Here is a 14,518-nt window from a genome sequence, read left to right as displayed (position 1 = left end):
TCGGGCGTCTGGTCGTCTGGTCGCTTCGTCGCTCGGTCAGGGGCGGGGCCGGAGTCCGTCCAGCACCAGCCGGAAGAGGTGGTCCCGGCGTTCGGCGAGGGTAGGAGCCTGGTCGGTGATCCAACTCAGCGCGTTGGTCAGGGCGAAGAGGTCGAGGGCGGTGACGTCCGGGCGGATCACGCCCTCCTGCTGGGCGGCGGCGAGCAGTCGCCCGCCCGCCTGGCGCATCCGCAGGCAGAGCGCGTGCAGGGCGGACTCCGGGTCCGAGAGGGTCGCCATCAGGGTCGCGGGCAGGCCGTGGTAGGCGCCGGCGTCGAGGGTGAACTCGTGGAGCCAGTCGGTCAGCGCGCGTTCGGCCGGTTCGGTGGCGGCGAGGGTGTCGGCCCGGGCGGCGAGGTGTTCGAAGCGCCGGCCGAGCAGTGCCTCCAGCAGGTCCTCGCGGGTGGGGAAGTGCCGGTAGAGCGTGCCGAGGCCGACCCCCGCGCGGCGGGCGACGTCCCGCAGGGAGGCCTGGGTGCCCTGCTCGGTGACCAGGGTGGCCGCCGCGGCCAGGAGGTGGTCCCGGTTGCGCTGGGCATCGGCGCGGGGCGCGCGCGGCTCGGCGGGGGCGTGCGGTTCACGGGGCATGGGGTTCCTCGCCGTTGACAATCGGAGCACTGCTCCGGTTAATCTCTTCCGGAGCACTGCTCCGGATTCTAGCCGGGGCCGTCCGTCCTGCGTTGGGGAGACACATGGGTACGGAGGAGTCGACGACCGAAGAGTCGACGACCGAAGGCACGACGACCGAAGGCACGACGACCGAAGGCACGATGAAGGCCGCTCGGCTGCACGCCTTCGGCGAGCCAGAGGTGCTGGAGTACGAGGACGTGCCGCGGCCGGCACCGGGGCCCGGCGAGGTCCTGGTCCGGGTCCACGCCGCGGGCATCAACCCGCCCGACTGGTACACGCGGCGTGGCTTCGACAACATCCCGGCCGAACTGCGGCCGGCGCTGCGCCCGCCGGTGATCCCCGGCAGCGACGTCTCCGGCGTGGTCGCGGCGGTCGGCGGCCCCGACACCGGGTGGAGCGTCGGCGACGAGGTCTTCGGACTCGTCCGGTTCCCCGGGTTCGCCGCCGGCTACGCCGAGTACACCGTCGCGCCCGCCGCCGACCTGGCGCGCAAACCGGCGGCCCTCGACCACGTCGAGGCCGCCGCCGTCCCGATGGCCGGGCTGACCGCGTTCCAGTTCCTGCACAAGCGCCTCGGCTACGAAGGCGGCGGACCGGCCGTGGTCGTCGGAGCGGCCGGCGGGGTCGGGCACCTCGCGCTCCAGCTCCTGCGCCTCGCCGGGGCGCGGGAAGTCATCGCGGTCGCCTCCGGGCGGCACGAGGAGTTCCTGCGCGGGCTGGGCGCCGACCGTTTCGTGGACTACACCCGCACACCGGTCGCCGAGGCGGTCGCGGACGCCGACCTGCTGGTCGACACCGTCGGCGGACCCGAAGCCCACCGCCTGCTGCCCGCCCTGCGGCGCGGCGGCCGGCTGGTCTCCGTCTTCTTCGGCGACTACCGGCCCGAGCGGGCCGCCGAACTCGGCGTGGTGCTCCCGGAGGGGAGGTGGCAGGTCCGCTCCAGCGGCAGTGACCTCAGCGAACTCGCCGCGCTGCTCGCCGACGGGCGGATCCGGGTGGCCATCGACGGCGTGTACCCGCTGCGCGAGGCCGCGGCCGCCCACCGCAGGGCCGAACAGGGGCACATCCAGGGCAAGATCGTGCTCCGTGTGGTCGAGTAGGGTTCCGGGGCACCCGGCGGGGTGACGTCGGGCGGCAGGCGGCAGGCGGCAGGCGGCAGGCGGCACTCGGCAGGCGTCCGACGTCGGCCGTCCGACGTCAGCCGTCACCCGGCGTCGGGTGCCCGGAGCGCGGCGATCAGCAGGGCGGCCGCGACGAGGAGCCCACCGGCGTAGAACGGGCCGAGGTCGCCGGCCGCCGTGCCGAGTGTGGCGGCGGCGAGCAGCGGGCCGGCGGTCGCGCCGAGGTTGAGGGCGGCGGTCGCGTAGGCGCCGGCCATGGTGGGGGCTCCGGCCGCCTCGTACAGGACCCGGGTGATCAGCGTGCCGCCGACGGCGAAGGACAGCGTGCCCAGCAGGAACACCAGGGGCAGCAGGGCGACCGGTCGGTCCGCGAGGACGGCGAGCGCGGGCCAGCCCACGACCAGCAGCGGGCCGCCGACCGCCAGGACCGCCCCGGGGCGCCGGTCCGCCGATCGCCCGACGATCGTGACGCCGACGAACGATCCGGTACCGAACAGCACCAGGACGACGGGCACCCACAGCGCGCCGAGCCCGGCGGCGCCGGTTACCACGGGGGCGAGGAAGGTGAAGCCGCCGAAGGTCGCCGCGTTGACGAGGGCGGCGAGCAGCATCGGGCGCAGCAGCGCCGGGCGGCGCAACTGCCGTAGTTCCGCGCCCAGGGCCGGGGTGCCGGACCCGTCCGCGGTCGCGGGCCGGGCCGGGAGGCTCCGGGCGAGGCCGACCGCGGCGGGCAGGCAGAGCACGGCGACCGCCCAGAACGCGGCGCGCCACCCGAACAGCGCGCCGAGGACCGAACCGCCCGGTACCCCGGCGACCGTGGCCACCGTCGTCCCCGACAGCAGTACGGCGAGCGCCCGGCCCTTCCGGTCCGCCGGGACCAGCGCGGCGGCCGTGGTCAGTGCCACGGCGAGGAACCCGGCGGCGGCCAGCGCGGCGATCACCCGGGTCGACAGCAGCAGCGGGAAACTCGCGGTCAGCGCGCCCACCACGTGCGCGGCCGCGAACAGCAGCAGCAGGCCGAGCAGGCTGCCGCGTCCCGGCCTCCTGCGGGCGAGGGCGGCCATCAGCGGGGCGCCGACCGCCATCCCGGCCGCGAAGGCCGAGGTGAGGCCGCCTGCCGTGGCGAGGCTGACGCCCAGGCCGGCGGCGAGGTCCGGCAACAGGCCGGCGAGCATGAACTCCGAAGTGCCCATGGCGAACACGGCCAGGGCGAGCAGGTAGAGCGGACGGGGCATCGAGGGGCTCCGGGGCGAGGAGAAGCAACGAGGGACGACGTCTCGTCACCGCGCTCAGCCCCCGAAGGCCGGCCCGCACGCGAAGCGGCGCCCGCGCGGCTCTTCCAGCGCGCGGGCGCAGGGCGCGAGCAGGGCTCAGCGCCTCAACGGGTACGGGGGTGCAGGGAGCTGACGGCGTGACCGAAAGCCCCCACCCTGGATGCCTCAGGGCTCGACATGCTCCGCACACTACCCGACGGGTCCACCGCCCGGCACCGGGATATTTTCCGCTTGCCCCGGCGGGCGGGGTGCCGTTGGGTGGCCGCATGAACGCACCACTGAACGCACTTCTGAACGCGGCGTTGGACGAACCGTCGAGCGCGCCGCTGAACGAACCGCCGAACGAGCTGCCGAACGCGCCGTCGAACGCGCCGCTGAACGAACTGCGCACCGAACGCCTGCTGCTCCGCCGCTGGCGGGAGTCGGACCGCGCCCCGTGGGCCGCGATGAACGCCGACCCGGAGATCCGGGAGCACCTCGGCGGTCCGCTCACCCGTGAACAGAGCGACGCCTCGGTGGCGCGCTTCGAGGCGGCGATCGAGCGGCGCGGGTACGGGTGGCTGGCGGTCGAGGTGCGGGAGAGCGGCGAGTTCGTCGGCTTCGCGGGCCTGGACGACATCGAGGAGACGGACCCGGTCGACGGCGTCGAGATCGGCTGGCGGCTGGCCCGCTCCGCCTGGGGCCACGGCTACGCCACCGAGGCGGCCCGCGCCGTCCTCGGGTACGGCTTCGACACCCTCGGCCTCCCGGAGGTCCTGGCCATCACCACCGCCGCCAACCACCGGTCCCAGGCGGTGATGCGCCGCCTCGGCATGACCCATCACGCCGCCGAGGACTTCGACGACCCCGACACCCCGCAGGGGCCGCTGCGCCGCAACGTCGTCTTCCGGCTGCGCCGGGAGGACGGGCTGTCCTAGGCCGGCCGGGACGTGCGGTGGGGGCCGCCCGGGGTAGGGGGATCGATGAGGCTTCGGGGAAGGATCGGCGGCGTCCTGGCCGGCAGCGCCCTGCTGCCGTTGCTGGTGTGCGCGGTGGGGCGCCGGGCGTCCCGGAGCGGTGGGCGGATGGCGGTGGCCGACGCCCTGGACCGGCCGGTCCCGCTGATCGCCGTGACGGCCGTCCTGCTGCTGGCAGCGGCCCTCGTCCGGCGGCGGTGGGACCTCGTCGGCAGGACGGCGGCGGGGGTCGGGGGCATCGTGCTGGTGGGCGCGCTGGGTCTCCTCGCCCTCCACACGGCCTTCGTGGAGCCCTCCACGCAGACCCGGACGAGCTCTCCGGCGCGGGCGGACCAGGTCCTGGTGGTCGTCCACCTCGGTGGTCCGGGCGCGGAGACGGAGGCGCAGGAACGGCGGATCACGGTCGAGTCCGGCAGCGGTCTGTCGGGCCGCCGTTGGCACCTGCTCGACCTGCCGGAGCGGTTCCCGGGTGAGGGGGCGTTCGTCTCGGCGGGCTGGACCGACGCCGGCCACATCCGGATCGCCACCGACACCGGCTTCCGGGTGTTCGGCATCGACCCCGACACGGGCGAACCGACCCTCACCGAGAGCGTCGGCCGGGTCAACGCCTCCTAGCGGGACCGGCGCGGGGCCGTCGCGTACCCGGCCGGCCAGCCGGCCTGATCGCGGGCGCACCGTCCCTGAACTGCGGGATCGGCCGGGGTGATTGTCAGTGGCGTGTGCAAGGGTGATCACATGCTGGCGATCACGGTGCAGACGAACGACGGGGAACGGCACTCCCGGCTGAGCGCGGACGAGCTGGCGGGGCTGGTCCGGCGCATCGGCGCGGAGGACGACCGCTTCCTCGTCGTGGAGCGGATACCGGACCTGCCGGACGTGTACGTCCAGGTGTGGCACGCCGAGGGCGAGGAGTACACGCTGGAGCACCGTGACGGCTCCGCCCAGCGGCACTTCGAGGTGCGGCTGGACGCGCCCGGGCCGGTCGTCGAGGCGATGACGGCCTGGGCGCGCGGCGAGGCGGGCTGGGGCGCGGGCCTGGACTGGCAGCCGCTCGACATGGGCCCGGCACCGGAGCCGGTCCCGCCGCCGGAGCTGGACGCGGGCGAGCGGCGGGAGTTGGAGGAGCGGCTGCGGCTGACCCTGGCCTGCGGCTACACCGACCGGGCCCGGCTCGCCGAGGAGGCCGAGGAGTACCTGGTGTCGAACGGCCGCCGGCCGCTCTCGCGCGCCCAGGCCGAGCAACTCGCGGACCGGCTCTGGCTGGAGCGCGTCGGTGAGCAGACCGGCTGGATCGGCGAGACCGACCCGGAGCGCCTCGCCCGAGCCTTCGCCGCTCTGGATGCGAGCGGCATCACGGCCAGGGAGGACTTCACCTGCTGCCGCTCCTGCGGTGAGGCCGAGATCGGTGCCGCCGGCGTCCCGGACGCCCGCGGCTTCGTCTACTTCCACTCCCAGTGCACCGAGTCCGCGGCCGCCGGCCACGGGCTCTCCCTCCTCTACGGAGGCTTCGACGGTTCGCCGTCGACCACCACCGCGATCGGCCACGAGGTGGTCGCCGCGCTCACCACCGCCGGCCTGCCCGCGGTCTGGAACGGCGACCCCTCGCACGCGATCGAGATACGCCCGCTGCTCTGGCGCCGCCGCCTGGGCAGCTGACCGGGCCGAACTGCCGTACGCTCCGTGGTCCATGACGGCGTTCTACGGGCCGGGGGACAGGGTGCTGCAACGGGGGCAGGTGCCGCGGAGCAACGCGCGGGAGCTGTGGGGCGCGTTGCCGAGAGGTGTTCGGCGACAGGTGATCGCGGCCGCGCGGAGCGGGCGGGGCTGGACGGACCTGCGGGTGGCGGCGGTGGCGGTCGGCTGGGCCTGGCAGGTGTTGGGCGCCCCGGGCGCCCGCCGGAAGCCGGGCCTCGACGAGGCGCTGCGCTACCTGCTCGACGCGGTCATGCGCACCGGTCCCGGTGCGACGGCGGGCGTGGACGTCCTGGACGGCTCCCCGGACCACGACGTCAACCCGCTGGTCCGTCACTGGGCCCGGCGGATCGAGGCGGCCAACCCGGTGCGGGACACGGCCGACGAGGGGCGGTAGGACCCGACGGCGGCGTCGAGGCCACGGTCGCTTCCGCTCTGCTCGGGCGCGCTCTCAGCGGGTGCGGTCCTCGCGCAGCCTGGTCCGAGCGGCCACGCCGAGCATGACGCCCCACAGGACGAAGAGGCCGTACCAGAACAGCCCCCAGGCGGCCTGCGGGTGGGCGTCCTTGGTGGCGAAGGCGGGAGCGGAGACGACCCGCCCGGCAGCGAGCAGGTACTGCATCGCGAAGTAGGTGAAACCCCACAGGGTCATGCCGACCGAGGCGGTCAGGGACAGGGCACAGAGCGTACGGCGGGGGAGCCGGCGGCCCCAGGGCCGGACCAGGGCGAGCGCGACGACCGCGCCCACCACCGCCACGGCGCCCATCACCCAGTAGCCGATCGCGGCCTCCCAGGTGCCATGCGGCGCGGAGGCGAAGTCCCCGGGGAACGTGGCGGCGATCCCGGCGCCCCACCAGAAGTGCGGCGCCGCGTAGGCGAGTGCGGCTGCGGCGGCCGCATATCCCGGCCAGGTCCGGCCACGTCCGTGGTACGCCGGGGCCGTCGGCGTCACCGTTGTCATCGACGTCGTCATTGGCGTCACCGCCGTCATTGCCGTCGTCATGGTTTCCCCCGAAGTCTCGTCTGGCGCGGTGCGGCTGCCTGAGGAACTCTGCCGGAACGGGCCTGCGGACGACTCAGCCGTCGGGACGAACCTGCCTCCCCCGCGCAGGGGAGACGCCGGTCGTCCGAGGCGGTGCGTCGAGTGGGGAAACCCGCGTCGAAGGCTCGTGACGGCACCGGCGGGGATGAGCGGCGCGCATCGGGTGACGACGGTGGCTGTGCCGCGGTCCGGTCCGGTTGGGTTCGGGCCGCGGCTTCAGCGTCTCACGGCACCAGCAGGTGCAGGGCGTCCTTTCGCACCGTCACCTCGACCGGCAACGACGCGATGAACTCGCCGTCGGCGTAGGCGGTGATGCCCGGGGACTCGATGCGCAGGGACTCGGCGCGCAGGGTGGTGACCTCGGGGCGGGTGGTGTGGGTGCCCTTGAAGAGGGTGGGGAAGAAGCGGGCGATGCGCAGGCGGGGCATGGCGTCGACGAGGGTGACGTCGAGCAGGCCGTCGTCCGGGAGGGCGTCGGGGCACATGAGCATGCCGCCGCCGTAGCTGCGGGTGTTGCCGACGGCGGCGAGGGTGAGGTCGCGTTCGATGGCGGTTCCGTCGGCGAGGGTGATCCGGAACGGCAGCGGGCGCAGGTTGGCGAACTCGATGAGGATCGCCAGGTTGTAGCGCATCCGGCCGCGCGGCCAGCGCAGGCGGTTGGTGCGGTCGCTGACCAGGGAGTCGAAGCCGGTGGCGAGGATGGAGCCGAACCAGCGGACGGCGCCGTCGGGGCCGGTGACCCGGCCGAGGTCGACGGTGCGGGTCCGGCCGGCGGCGATGACGTCGGCCGCGGCCTCGGGGGCGTCGAGCGGCAGGCCGTACGCGCGGGCGTGGTCATTGCCGGTACCGGCCGGTACGACGCCGAGCGGGACGGCGGTGCCGGCGAGGGCCTGCAGGGCGAGGTTGATCATGCCGTCGCCGCCGACCACGGCCACCGCGTCCACGCCGCCCGCCGCCGCCTCGCGGGCGAGGCGGACGGCGTCCTCGGCGGAGCTTCCCGCGTGCTCCTCGACGTCGAGGCCGAGGGAGCGCAGACGGGCGACGGCCCGCCCGGCGGCGGGGCCGGCGTGGCCGGCGCCCGCCGCCGGGTTGGTGAGGACGGCGACCCGGCGGACGGCCCTCGGGCCGGCCTCGCCATGAGGTCCGCTCATGTCATGAGACCTGTTCATGTCGCGGGACCCGACCGTGCCATGAGACTTGCTCATGTCACTGGACTCGCTCACCTCATGAGACTTGCTCATGTCGCGCGAATCGCTCGCTTCATGAGACTTGCTCATGCCATGAGCCCCGCTCACCTCATGCGCTCTGCTCGCCTCATGAGGCTCACTCACCTCATGAGACTCGCTCATCCCATGAGGCCCGCTCACGGGATCAGCTTGCCCGGGTTGAGGATGCCCGCCGGGTCGAGCTCGGCCTTGACGGCACGCAGGATGCGGACGCCCAGGTCGCCGATCTCGTCGGTCATCCAGGGGCGGTGGTCGGCGCCGACGGCGTGGTGGTGGGTGATGGTGCCGCCCGCGCCGGTGATGGCGTCCCCGGCGGCGCGCTTGGCGGCGCCCCAGGTGGTGAGCGGGTCCTCGCCGAGGGCGGCGACCACGGTGAAGTAGAGCGAGGCGCCGGTCGGGTAGACGTGCGAGATGTGGCAGAGCACGAGCGCGCCGGGCAGGGTGGCGGTGAGCGCCTCGGTGACGGCGGTGCGCAGGGCGGCCAGCCCGCTCCAGTTCGCGGCCGTCTCCAGGGTCTCGCACAGCGCGCCGGCGCTGAGCAGCGAGTCGCGCAGGTAGGGCGCGTTGTACCGGCCGTGCTCCCAGGCCCGGGCGGGGGCCTCGCCGAGCGAGGTGGCGCCGGCGGCGAGCAGGACCTCGCGGGTGGCGTGGTGCCGGGCGGCGACCTGCTCGGCGTCGCCCTCGAAGACGGTGACGGCCAGGCAGCCGCTGACCGCCGGGGCGCCGCCGATCTGCTCGGTCATGGCGAGGTTGACCATGGTCTCGGCCTCGTCGGAGAGCCGGATCACGGTCGGGCCGGTGCCCTGCTGCTCGACGGCGCGCAGCGCTGCCGTCCCGGTGGCGAAGTCGGGGAAGCTCCACGCCTCGTACGCCTTGACGGCGGGCAGCGGGTGGACGCGCAGCCGGACGGCGGTGATCACGCCGAGGGTGCCCTCGGAGCCGAGGAAGAGCTGGCGCAGGTCGGGCCCGGCGGCGGAGGCGGGGGCGCGGCCGAGGTCGAGCACGCCGGCGGGGGTGACGACCCGCAGGCCGCGCACCATCTCGTCGAAGCGCCCGTACCCGGCGGAGTCCTGGCCGGAGGAGCGGGTGGCCGCGAAGCCGCCGATGGTGGCGTAGCGGAAGCTCTGCGGGTAGTGGCCGAGTTCCCAGCCGCGTTCGGCGAGGAGGGCTTCGGCGGCCGGGCCGGTGAGGCCGGCGCCGAGGACGGCCTCGCCGGAGGTCTCGTCGAGGTCGAGCAGTGCGTCGAAGCGGCGCAGGTCGAGGGAGACGACGGCGTCGAGGCCGCCGCGGTCGGGGTCGAGGCCGCCGACGACGCTGGTGCCGCCGCCGAACGGGACGACGGCGACGCGGTGCTCGGCGCAGACCGCGAGGACGGCGGTGATCTCCGCCTCGCTGCCGGGCAGTACGACGGCGTCGGGCGCGTCCTGGGGGTCGCGGCTGCGCCGGCGCAGCAGGTCGGGGGTGGACTTGCCGCCGGCGCGGGGCAGCCGGTCGGCGTCGGCGGTGCTGACGTGGGTCTCGCCGACGGCGTCGGTGAGCGCCTTGAGGGCTTCGGCGCCGATCCGGGACGGGCGCAGCCGGACCTCGTCGGCGCCGGGCCCGGGGGCGGCGTCGCCGGTGACGCCGAGGGCGGCGGCGAGCAGTCCCTTGACGTCGGCGGACAGCTCCTTGGCCAGGGCCGGGTCGCCCCAGGCGTTCCACTTCATCGGGGGGAGCGGAAGCGCGGCGCCCGCCGGTCCCGCTTGCGTCTCAGGTGCCATGCGTTACAGTTTCACACATCATGTCAAGTAGTAACGCCGAGCCGGCGACCGCAGCAGAGCAGCCCGGCACCACCGGGACCCGCAGCACCGACGACGCGATCCTGGACGCGGCCGCCGACCTGATCGTCCACCTCGGCGTGCGCCGCACCCAGTTGGCCGAGATCGCGCGCCGCGCCGGGGTCAGTCGGCCGACGGTCTACCGCCGCTGGCCGGACGTCCGGGCGGTGATCGGCGCGCTGCTCACCCGCGAGATCCTGCTCACCCTGGAGGGCGCCGAGCTGGACGTCCAGGACCGCGAGACCTTCGTGGACCGGGTCGTCGAGGTCTCCGTACGGCTGCGCGACCACCCGGTGCTCGGCGCGCTGCTCCGCTCCGACGACTCCGACCTGCTGCTCGAGTACGTCGTCGAGCGGCTCGGCGCGAGCCAGCGCGGCCTGCTGGAGGCGCTGCGCGCCGGCATCGAGCGGGGCCAGGCCCAGGGCTCGATCCGGGCCGGGGAGCCGCTCGAACTGGCCGCCATGGTCCTGCTGATCGCCCAGTCCACCGTCCAGTCGCACCGCATGGTCGCCTCCCTGCTGCCCGAGGCGGCCTGGCGGCGCGAACTGGCCAGAGCACTGAACGGATACCTCGCGCCATGACGACGCCCACCCCGGCGCCCACCCCGGCACCCGCGACGGCGCACACCCCGACGACGCCCACCCCGACGCCCGCGACGACGCCCACCCCGACGCCCGCGACGACGCCCACCCCGACGCCCGCGACGACGCCCACCCCGACGCCCGCGACGACGCCCGCCGTCGGCCCCTTCGCGGGGACGAGCCGGCTCAACGCCGCCCGCCGCACCCTGGAGCTCGGGGCGCTCGGCGACGACCCGCACGTCGACCTGCTGGTGATCGGCGGCGGCGTCACCGGCGCCGGGGTGGCCCTGGACGCCGCCTCGCGCGGCCTGCGCACCGTCCTGGTCGAGTCCCGCGACCTGGCCTTCGGCACCAGCCGGTGGAGTTCCAAGCTGGTCCACGGCGGCCTGCGCTACCTCGCCTCCGGCCGGATCAAGGTGGCCCGGGAGAGCGCGGTCGAGCGCGGTGTGCTGATGACCCGCACCGCCCCGCACCTGATCCGCGCGCTGCCCCAGCTGGTGCCGCTGCTCCCGGACCTGCTGCGCCCCGGGCAGGGCGCGCTGATCCGCGCGGGCTTCCACGCCGGGGACGCGCTGCGGGTCAGCGCCGGCACGCCGGGCGCGCTGCTGCCCCGGATGCGCCGGATCGACGCCGCCCGCACCCGGCGGCTGGTGCCCGCCGTCCGGACCGCGGGCCTGCGCGGCGCGCTGGTCGCGCACGACGGCCAACTCGTCGACGACGCCCGGCTGGTGGTCGCCCTGGCCCGGACCGCCGCGCAGTACGGCGCGAGCGTGCTGACCAGGGTGCGGGCCGAGGCGGTCACCGGCACCTCCGCCCGGCTGGTCGACACCCTCACCGGCGAGGGACTGACCGTCCGGGCGGGCGCGGTGGTCAACGCCACCGGTGTCTGGGCGGGCGAGGTGGACACCTCGATCACGCTGCGCCCGAGCCGCGGCACCCATGTCCTGGTGGACGCCGGGATGCTGGGGAACCCGGCCGCCGCCCTCACCGTGCCGGTGCCCGGCTCGACCAGCCGCTTCGTCTTCGCCCTGCCGCAGCAGCTCGGCCGGGTCGCGATCGGGCTGACCGACGAGGACGCCCCGGGCCCGGTCCCGGACGAGCCGCAGCCCACCGAAGCCGAGCTGGCCTTCCTCCTCGACACCGTCAACACCGCCCTCGCCACCGCGCTGACCAGGGCGGACGTCATCGGCGCCTACGCCGGACTGCGTCCGTTGATCGACACCGGGGGCGGCAGCACCGCCGACATCTCGCGCGAGCACGCGGTGCTGGAGTCCCCGTCCGGGGTGGTCACCGTGGTCGGCGGCAAGCTCACCACCTACCGTCGGATGGCCCAGGACGCGGTGGACACCGCCGTCCGGCTGCGCGGCCTGCCCGCCCGTGCCTGCTGGACGGCCCGGCTGCCGCTGGTCGGCGCACCGGGGCACCGGGACAGCCGCCCCCTGCCCGTACGGGAGGCGCCCGCCTCGCTGCTCGCCCGGCACGGCGGCGCCGCCCACGAGGTGCTGGCCGCGGGCGACTCGGCGCCGCTGGTGGAGGGCCTGGACGTGACCCGCGCCGAGATCGCGTACGCCGTCACCCACGAGGGCGCGCTGGACGCCGCCGACGTGCTCGACCGCCGCACCCGGATCGGACTGGTCGCCCGGGACGCCGACCGGGCGCGGTCGGCGGTCGAGGAGATCCTGGCGGAGCGTCAGGAGGGCTGAACCGGAACGGCCCGCGGGAAGGGGGCGAGGTCCGGTTCGACCCAGGTGGTCCGGGCGCGCTCGTCCGCGAGCGTCCCGGGCCGGTAGTGGCGGGCGAGCAGTTCCTTGTCGAGCAGCTCGGGGTGCCGGGCGGCGAACTCCTCGAACCCCTCGGACTCCTTGAAGTCCTTGAAGCACGTCGAGGCCTCGTGGTTCTCGCGGCCCTCAAGGCCCTCGTGCCGCTCGGAGTCCGGCGCGTCGCCGACGTGGTGGGCCACCAGCTCGACCCAGGCCCGGGTCATGGTGACGTGGAACTTCCCGGGCGCCCCGGCCGCGGTCGCGGTGCGCAGGATGCCGTCGGCGATCAGGTCGAGGGCGGCGCCGGCACCGTGGCGGCGCACGGCGAGCCAGGTGAGGCGGACGTGCTGGCGGTGGCCGAAGCGCTCGGCGCCGGTCATCGCCTCGCGCAGCAGGGCGCCGAAGGCTTCGGAGGCCTCGGGCGTGGCGGGGACGGCGGGGGCGGCCGGGACGGCGGGGGTGGTCATGCGGCGGCTCTCGTCGGGGTTCGGGGCGGGGGCGGCCCGGGAAGGACCCGAGGCGTGCGGACGGGAAATCGTAACGTTCCGTGGTATTCAGGGGCGAACCGTCCGGCCCGGGGCCGTCAGCGGGACGTCTTCTCCGGCATGGGGTGTTCGGCGCCGGCCAGGTCCAGGACGCAGGAGAGCGGGTGCTCGGTCGTGCCGGTCCGGTCCAGGGTGACCTTGAGCGGCCGCGGCGGTTCCTCGGCCAGCTGGGCGGCGAGGGTCAGCGGGTACTTGCCGTGCCCGTGGACCCGGTGGAAGCCGCACTCCTTGCCGTCCACCAGCAGCTCGGTCTCGGTGATCCAGCCGGAGCGGACGTTGACGGTCACGGAGTGTCCGCCCTGGTCGACGTGGAAGCTGTACCGCTGGCGCATGGGAACCTCCCGCGAGGGCGCCGCGACCGGGGCCGGGGATGAGGGGCCGGGAGTCGGGGACCGGAATCAGGGGGCCGGGAATCGGCGGATCCACCGCCAGTCTAGGTCGGCCGCCCCGCCCCGGCGTCCCGGCCGATCCCGGCGGATCCAGGCCGGCCCCGACCGGTGCGGGCCGGTCCGGGCCTTCCTCCTGGCTGCTCCGTACCGGCCGTGCCGTGGACGGCCGCCCGGTACGGTCATCGGTGTACGGAGGGAGGGGTGCGGGATGCGACCGTACGAGTACGGGGACGAGCTGGCGGACGAGGAGTACGTCCTGGCGCTGTACCGGGTGGCGGTGCGGATCAGGACCGGCCGTTCGGCGGGTCCGGCGGCCGGGTCCGGACCGCTGGAGCGGTACGCGGACGGCGGCGCGATGCGGGCGGTCCTGCGGCGCCTGGGCGCGCGGAGCCTGCCGACATTGGTCCGGTACGAGCCGGACATCGACGACACCACGCGGATCAAGGGCTCGGCGGTGGCCGCACTGGTCCGGGAGATCGAGCAGGTGGACCTCGCGCGGCTGCCGGAGGGCGAGAGCGCGCTGCTGCGGGTGCTGCTGGACTGGGGCCGTCGCGCGTCGGCCGAGAACGGCGCGCTGCGGATCTCGATCGACGGGCCGGTGTGAACCGCCGGGCACGTGGGCATCGACAGCTGGGTGGGCATCACGATCGGTTCCCGGCGGAGCCCCTGAATCCGCCCCGAGAAATTCCCGGGGCGGAGCCCGACCGCAGGCGGATTCTCGTGATCTCTACAGTGTTGTAGATTCGTCCGTAGGGAGAGATCCGAGGAGGGCATTGTGGGAGTTTCGCTGGCCAAGGGCGGCAACGTCTCGCTGAGCAAGGAGGCGCCCGGTCTGAGCGCCGTGATCGTCGGTCTCGGCTGGGACGTGCGTACCACCACCGGGGCCGACTACGACCTGGACGCCAGCGCGCTGCTGTGCAACGCGCTCGGGAAGGTGATCTCGGACCAGCACTTCGTGTTCTTCAACAACCTTCGCAGCCCCGAGGGTTCGGTCGAGCACAGTGGCGACAACCTGACCGGTGGCGGCGACGGCGACGACGAGCAGATCAAGGTCGACCTGGACCGGGTGCCGGCCGACGTGGCCAAGGTGGTGTTCCCGGTGTCGATCTACGACGCCGACGCCCGGCTGCAGAACTTCGGCCAGGTCCGCAACGCGTTCATCCGGATCGTCAACCAGGCCAACGGCCAGGAGGTCGCGCGCTACGACCTGAGCGAGGACGCCTCCACCGAGACCGCGATGGTCTTCGGCGAGCTGTACCGCAACGGCGCCGAGTGGAAGTTCCGTGCCATCGGCCAGGGTTACGCCTCCGGCCTGCGCGGCATCGCGACCGACTACGGCGTCAACGTCTGACGGTCACGGCGGAGTCCGCGCCGTCGGGTCGACCCGGCCGAGTCGGCCGAACCGGCTGAGCCAGCTGGTTCGGCCGAGCCGGCGGGGGTTGTCGG

At 74.8% G+C, this 14,518-nt stretch carries 16 protein-coding genes; 9 read left to right on the top strand and 7 right to left on the bottom strand.

All coding sequences use genetic code 11. From position 1 onward, the window contains the following. Window positions 1-36 precede the first annotated feature (36 nt). Window positions 37-627, bottom strand: a complete 591-nt coding sequence (locus tag ACYP53_RS38725) for a TetR/AcrR family transcriptional regulator (protein ID WP_459650839.1) — start codon at window positions 625-627, stop codon at window positions 37-39. A gap of 182 nt (window positions 628-809) precedes the next feature. Between ACYP53_RS38725 and ACYP53_RS38720 the strand changes: the two genes are divergently transcribed. Next, window positions 810-1,769: an NADP-dependent oxidoreductase gene (locus tag ACYP53_RS38720; protein ID WP_459650838.1), complete on the top strand. Its 960-nt coding sequence runs from the start codon at window positions 810-812 to the stop codon at window positions 1,767-1,769. 104 nt (window positions 1,770-1,873) lie between these two features. Here ACYP53_RS38720 and ACYP53_RS38715 read toward each other — a convergent pair whose 3' ends face one another. Continuing rightward, entirely contained in the window at window positions 1,874-3,025 is a 1,152-nt protein-coding gene (locus tag ACYP53_RS38715) for a Cmx/CmrA family chloramphenicol efflux MFS transporter (RefSeq protein ID WP_459650837.1), read from the bottom strand. A 413-nt stretch (window positions 3,026-3,438) separates the two neighbouring features. On the opposite strand from ACYP53_RS38715, the gene ACYP53_RS38710 reads away from it, so the two are divergent. From ACYP53_RS38710 to ACYP53_RS38695, 4 genes are all read left to right on the top strand, one after another. Continuing rightward, the gene (locus ACYP53_RS38710) at window positions 3,439-3,981 is read left to right on the top strand and encodes a GNAT family N-acetyltransferase (RefSeq protein ID WP_459650976.1); all 543 of its coding nucleotides are present in this window, start codon (window positions 3,439-3,441) and stop codon (window positions 3,979-3,981) included. Between the two features lie 45 nt (window positions 3,982-4,026). Continuing rightward, window positions 4,027-4,635 (top strand): hypothetical protein, encoded by a 609-nt coding sequence (locus tag ACYP53_RS38705; protein WP_459650836.1) that lies wholly within the window; start codon window positions 4,027-4,029, stop codon window positions 4,633-4,635. A 120-nt stretch (window positions 4,636-4,755) separates the two neighbouring features. Continuing rightward, window positions 4,756-5,676, top strand: coding sequence for a DUF6891 domain-containing protein (locus ACYP53_RS38700; protein ID WP_459650835.1), 921 nt, complete (start codon window positions 4,756-4,758; stop codon window positions 5,674-5,676). Window positions 5,677-5,815: 139 nt separating this feature from the next. Then, window positions 5,816-6,109 carry a hypothetical protein gene (locus ACYP53_RS38695; RefSeq protein ID WP_459650834.1) on the top strand — a complete coding sequence of 98 codons (294 nt, stop codon included), beginning with the start codon at window positions 5,816-5,818 and terminating at the stop codon, window positions 6,107-6,109. A 54-nt stretch (window positions 6,110-6,163) separates the two neighbouring features. On the opposite strand, the gene ACYP53_RS38690 is transcribed toward ACYP53_RS38695, so the two are convergent. The 3 genes from ACYP53_RS38690 to ACYP53_RS38680 all read right to left on the bottom strand — a co-directional run bounded on the left by ACYP53_RS38690 (window position 6,164) and on the right by ACYP53_RS38680 (window position 9,686). Then, window positions 6,164-6,673 carry a DUF3995 domain-containing protein gene (locus ACYP53_RS38690; RefSeq protein ID WP_459650833.1) on the bottom strand — a complete coding sequence of 170 codons (510 nt, stop codon included), beginning with the start codon at window positions 6,671-6,673 and terminating at the stop codon, window positions 6,164-6,166. A 305-nt stretch (window positions 6,674-6,978) separates the two neighbouring features. Beyond that, complete coding sequence (locus ACYP53_RS38685) at window positions 6,979-7,905, bottom strand: diacylglycerol kinase (protein ID WP_459650832.1); 927 nt, start codon at window positions 7,903-7,905, stop codon at window positions 6,979-6,981. Window positions 7,906-8,117: 212 nt separating this feature from the next. Next, on the bottom strand, window positions 8,118-9,686 hold the full coding sequence (locus tag ACYP53_RS38680) for an FAD-binding oxidoreductase (RefSeq protein WP_459650831.1): 1,569 nt from the start codon (window positions 9,684-9,686) through the stop codon (window positions 8,118-8,120). Between the two features lie 74 nt (window positions 9,687-9,760). On the opposite strand from ACYP53_RS38680, the gene ACYP53_RS38675 reads away from it, so the two are divergent. Together ACYP53_RS38675 and ACYP53_RS38670 are read left to right on the top strand one after the other, a co-directional pair. Next, window positions 9,761-10,378: a TetR/AcrR family transcriptional regulator gene (locus ACYP53_RS38675; protein WP_189913999.1), complete on the top strand. Its 618-nt coding sequence runs from the start codon at window positions 9,761-9,763 to the stop codon at window positions 10,376-10,378. Beyond that, on the top strand, window positions 10,375-12,081 hold the full coding sequence (locus ACYP53_RS38670; protein WP_459650830.1) for a glycerol-3-phosphate dehydrogenase/oxidase: 1,707 nt from the start codon (window positions 10,375-10,377) through the stop codon (window positions 12,079-12,081). Before ACYP53_RS38675 ends, ACYP53_RS38670 begins: the two co-directional genes overlap by 4 nt. On the opposite strand, the gene ACYP53_RS38665 is transcribed toward ACYP53_RS38670, so the two are convergent. Both ACYP53_RS38665 and ACYP53_RS38660 read right to left on the bottom strand, forming a co-directional pair. After that, window positions 12,069-12,605: a hypothetical protein gene (locus tag ACYP53_RS38665; RefSeq protein ID WP_459650829.1), complete on the bottom strand. Its 537-nt coding sequence runs from the start codon at window positions 12,603-12,605 to the stop codon at window positions 12,069-12,071. The two genes, ACYP53_RS38670 and ACYP53_RS38665, sit on opposite strands and share 13 nt — an antisense overlap. A 116-nt stretch (window positions 12,606-12,721) precedes the next feature. After that, a complete protein-coding gene (locus ACYP53_RS38660; protein ID WP_189913997.1) occupies window positions 12,722-13,015 on the bottom strand; it encodes a hypothetical protein in 294 nt (97 codons plus the stop codon). Between the two features lie 265 nt (window positions 13,016-13,280). Between ACYP53_RS38660 and ACYP53_RS38655 the strand changes: the two genes are divergently transcribed. Beyond that, window positions 13,281-13,676 (top strand): hypothetical protein, encoded by a 396-nt coding sequence (locus ACYP53_RS38655; protein ID WP_459650828.1) that lies wholly within the window; start codon window positions 13,281-13,283, stop codon window positions 13,674-13,676. A 171-nt stretch (window positions 13,677-13,847) separates the two neighbouring features. Further along, window positions 13,848-14,423 carry a TerD family protein gene (locus ACYP53_RS38650; protein WP_189913995.1) on the top strand — a complete coding sequence of 192 codons (576 nt, stop codon included), beginning with the start codon at window positions 13,848-13,850 and terminating at the stop codon, window positions 14,421-14,423. Window positions 14,424-14,518 lie beyond the last annotated feature (95 nt).

Source organism: Kitasatospora sp. Ki12, assembly GCF_054601375.1.
This window is presented reverse-complemented; position numbering and strand designations above follow the sequence as displayed.

Coding starts and splice junctions, on each gene's coding strand:
- ACYP53_RS38665 (WP_459650829.1), bottom strand. CDS start 12,605: ATGACCACCCCCGCCGTCCCGGCCGCCCCCGCCGTCCCCGCCACGCCC.
- ACYP53_RS38700 (WP_459650835.1), top strand. CDS start 4,756: ATGCTGGCGATCACGGTGCAGACGAACGACGGGGAACGGCACTCCCGG.
- ACYP53_RS38725 (WP_459650839.1), bottom strand. CDS start 627: ATGCCCCGTGAACCGCACGCCCCCGCCGAGCCGCGCGCGCCCCGCGCC.
- ACYP53_RS38705 (WP_459650836.1), top strand. CDS start 4,027: ATGAGGCTTCGGGGAAGGATCGGCGGCGTCCTGGCCGGCAGCGCCCTG.
- ACYP53_RS38680 (WP_459650831.1), bottom strand. CDS start 9,686: ATGAAGTGGAACGCCTGGGGCGACCCGGCCCTGGCCAAGGAGCTGTCC.
- ACYP53_RS38675 (WP_189913999.1), top strand. CDS start 9,761: ATGTCAAGTAGTAACGCCGAGCCGGCGACCGCAGCAGAGCAGCCCGGC.
- ACYP53_RS38715 (WP_459650837.1), bottom strand. CDS start 3,025: ATGCCCCGTCCGCTCTACCTGCTCGCCCTGGCCGTGTTCGCCATGGGC.
- ACYP53_RS38690 (WP_459650833.1), bottom strand. CDS start 6,673: ATGACAACGGTGACGCCGACGGCCCCGGCGTACCACGGACGTGGCCGG.
- ACYP53_RS38685 (WP_459650832.1), bottom strand. CDS start 7,905: ATGAGCGGACCTCATGGCGAGGCCGGCCCGAGGGCCGTCCGCCGGGTC.
- ACYP53_RS38655 (WP_459650828.1), top strand. CDS start 13,281: ATGCGACCGTACGAGTACGGGGACGAGCTGGCGGACGAGGAGTACGTC.
- ACYP53_RS38660 (WP_189913997.1), bottom strand. CDS start 13,015: ATGCGCCAGCGGTACAGCTTCCACGTCGACCAGGGCGGACACTCCGTG.
- ACYP53_RS38670 (WP_459650830.1), top strand. CDS start 10,375: ATGACGACGCCCACCCCGGCGCCCACCCCGGCACCCGCGACGGCGCAC.
- ACYP53_RS38720 (WP_459650838.1), top strand. CDS start 810: ATGAAGGCCGCTCGGCTGCACGCCTTCGGCGAGCCAGAGGTGCTGGAG.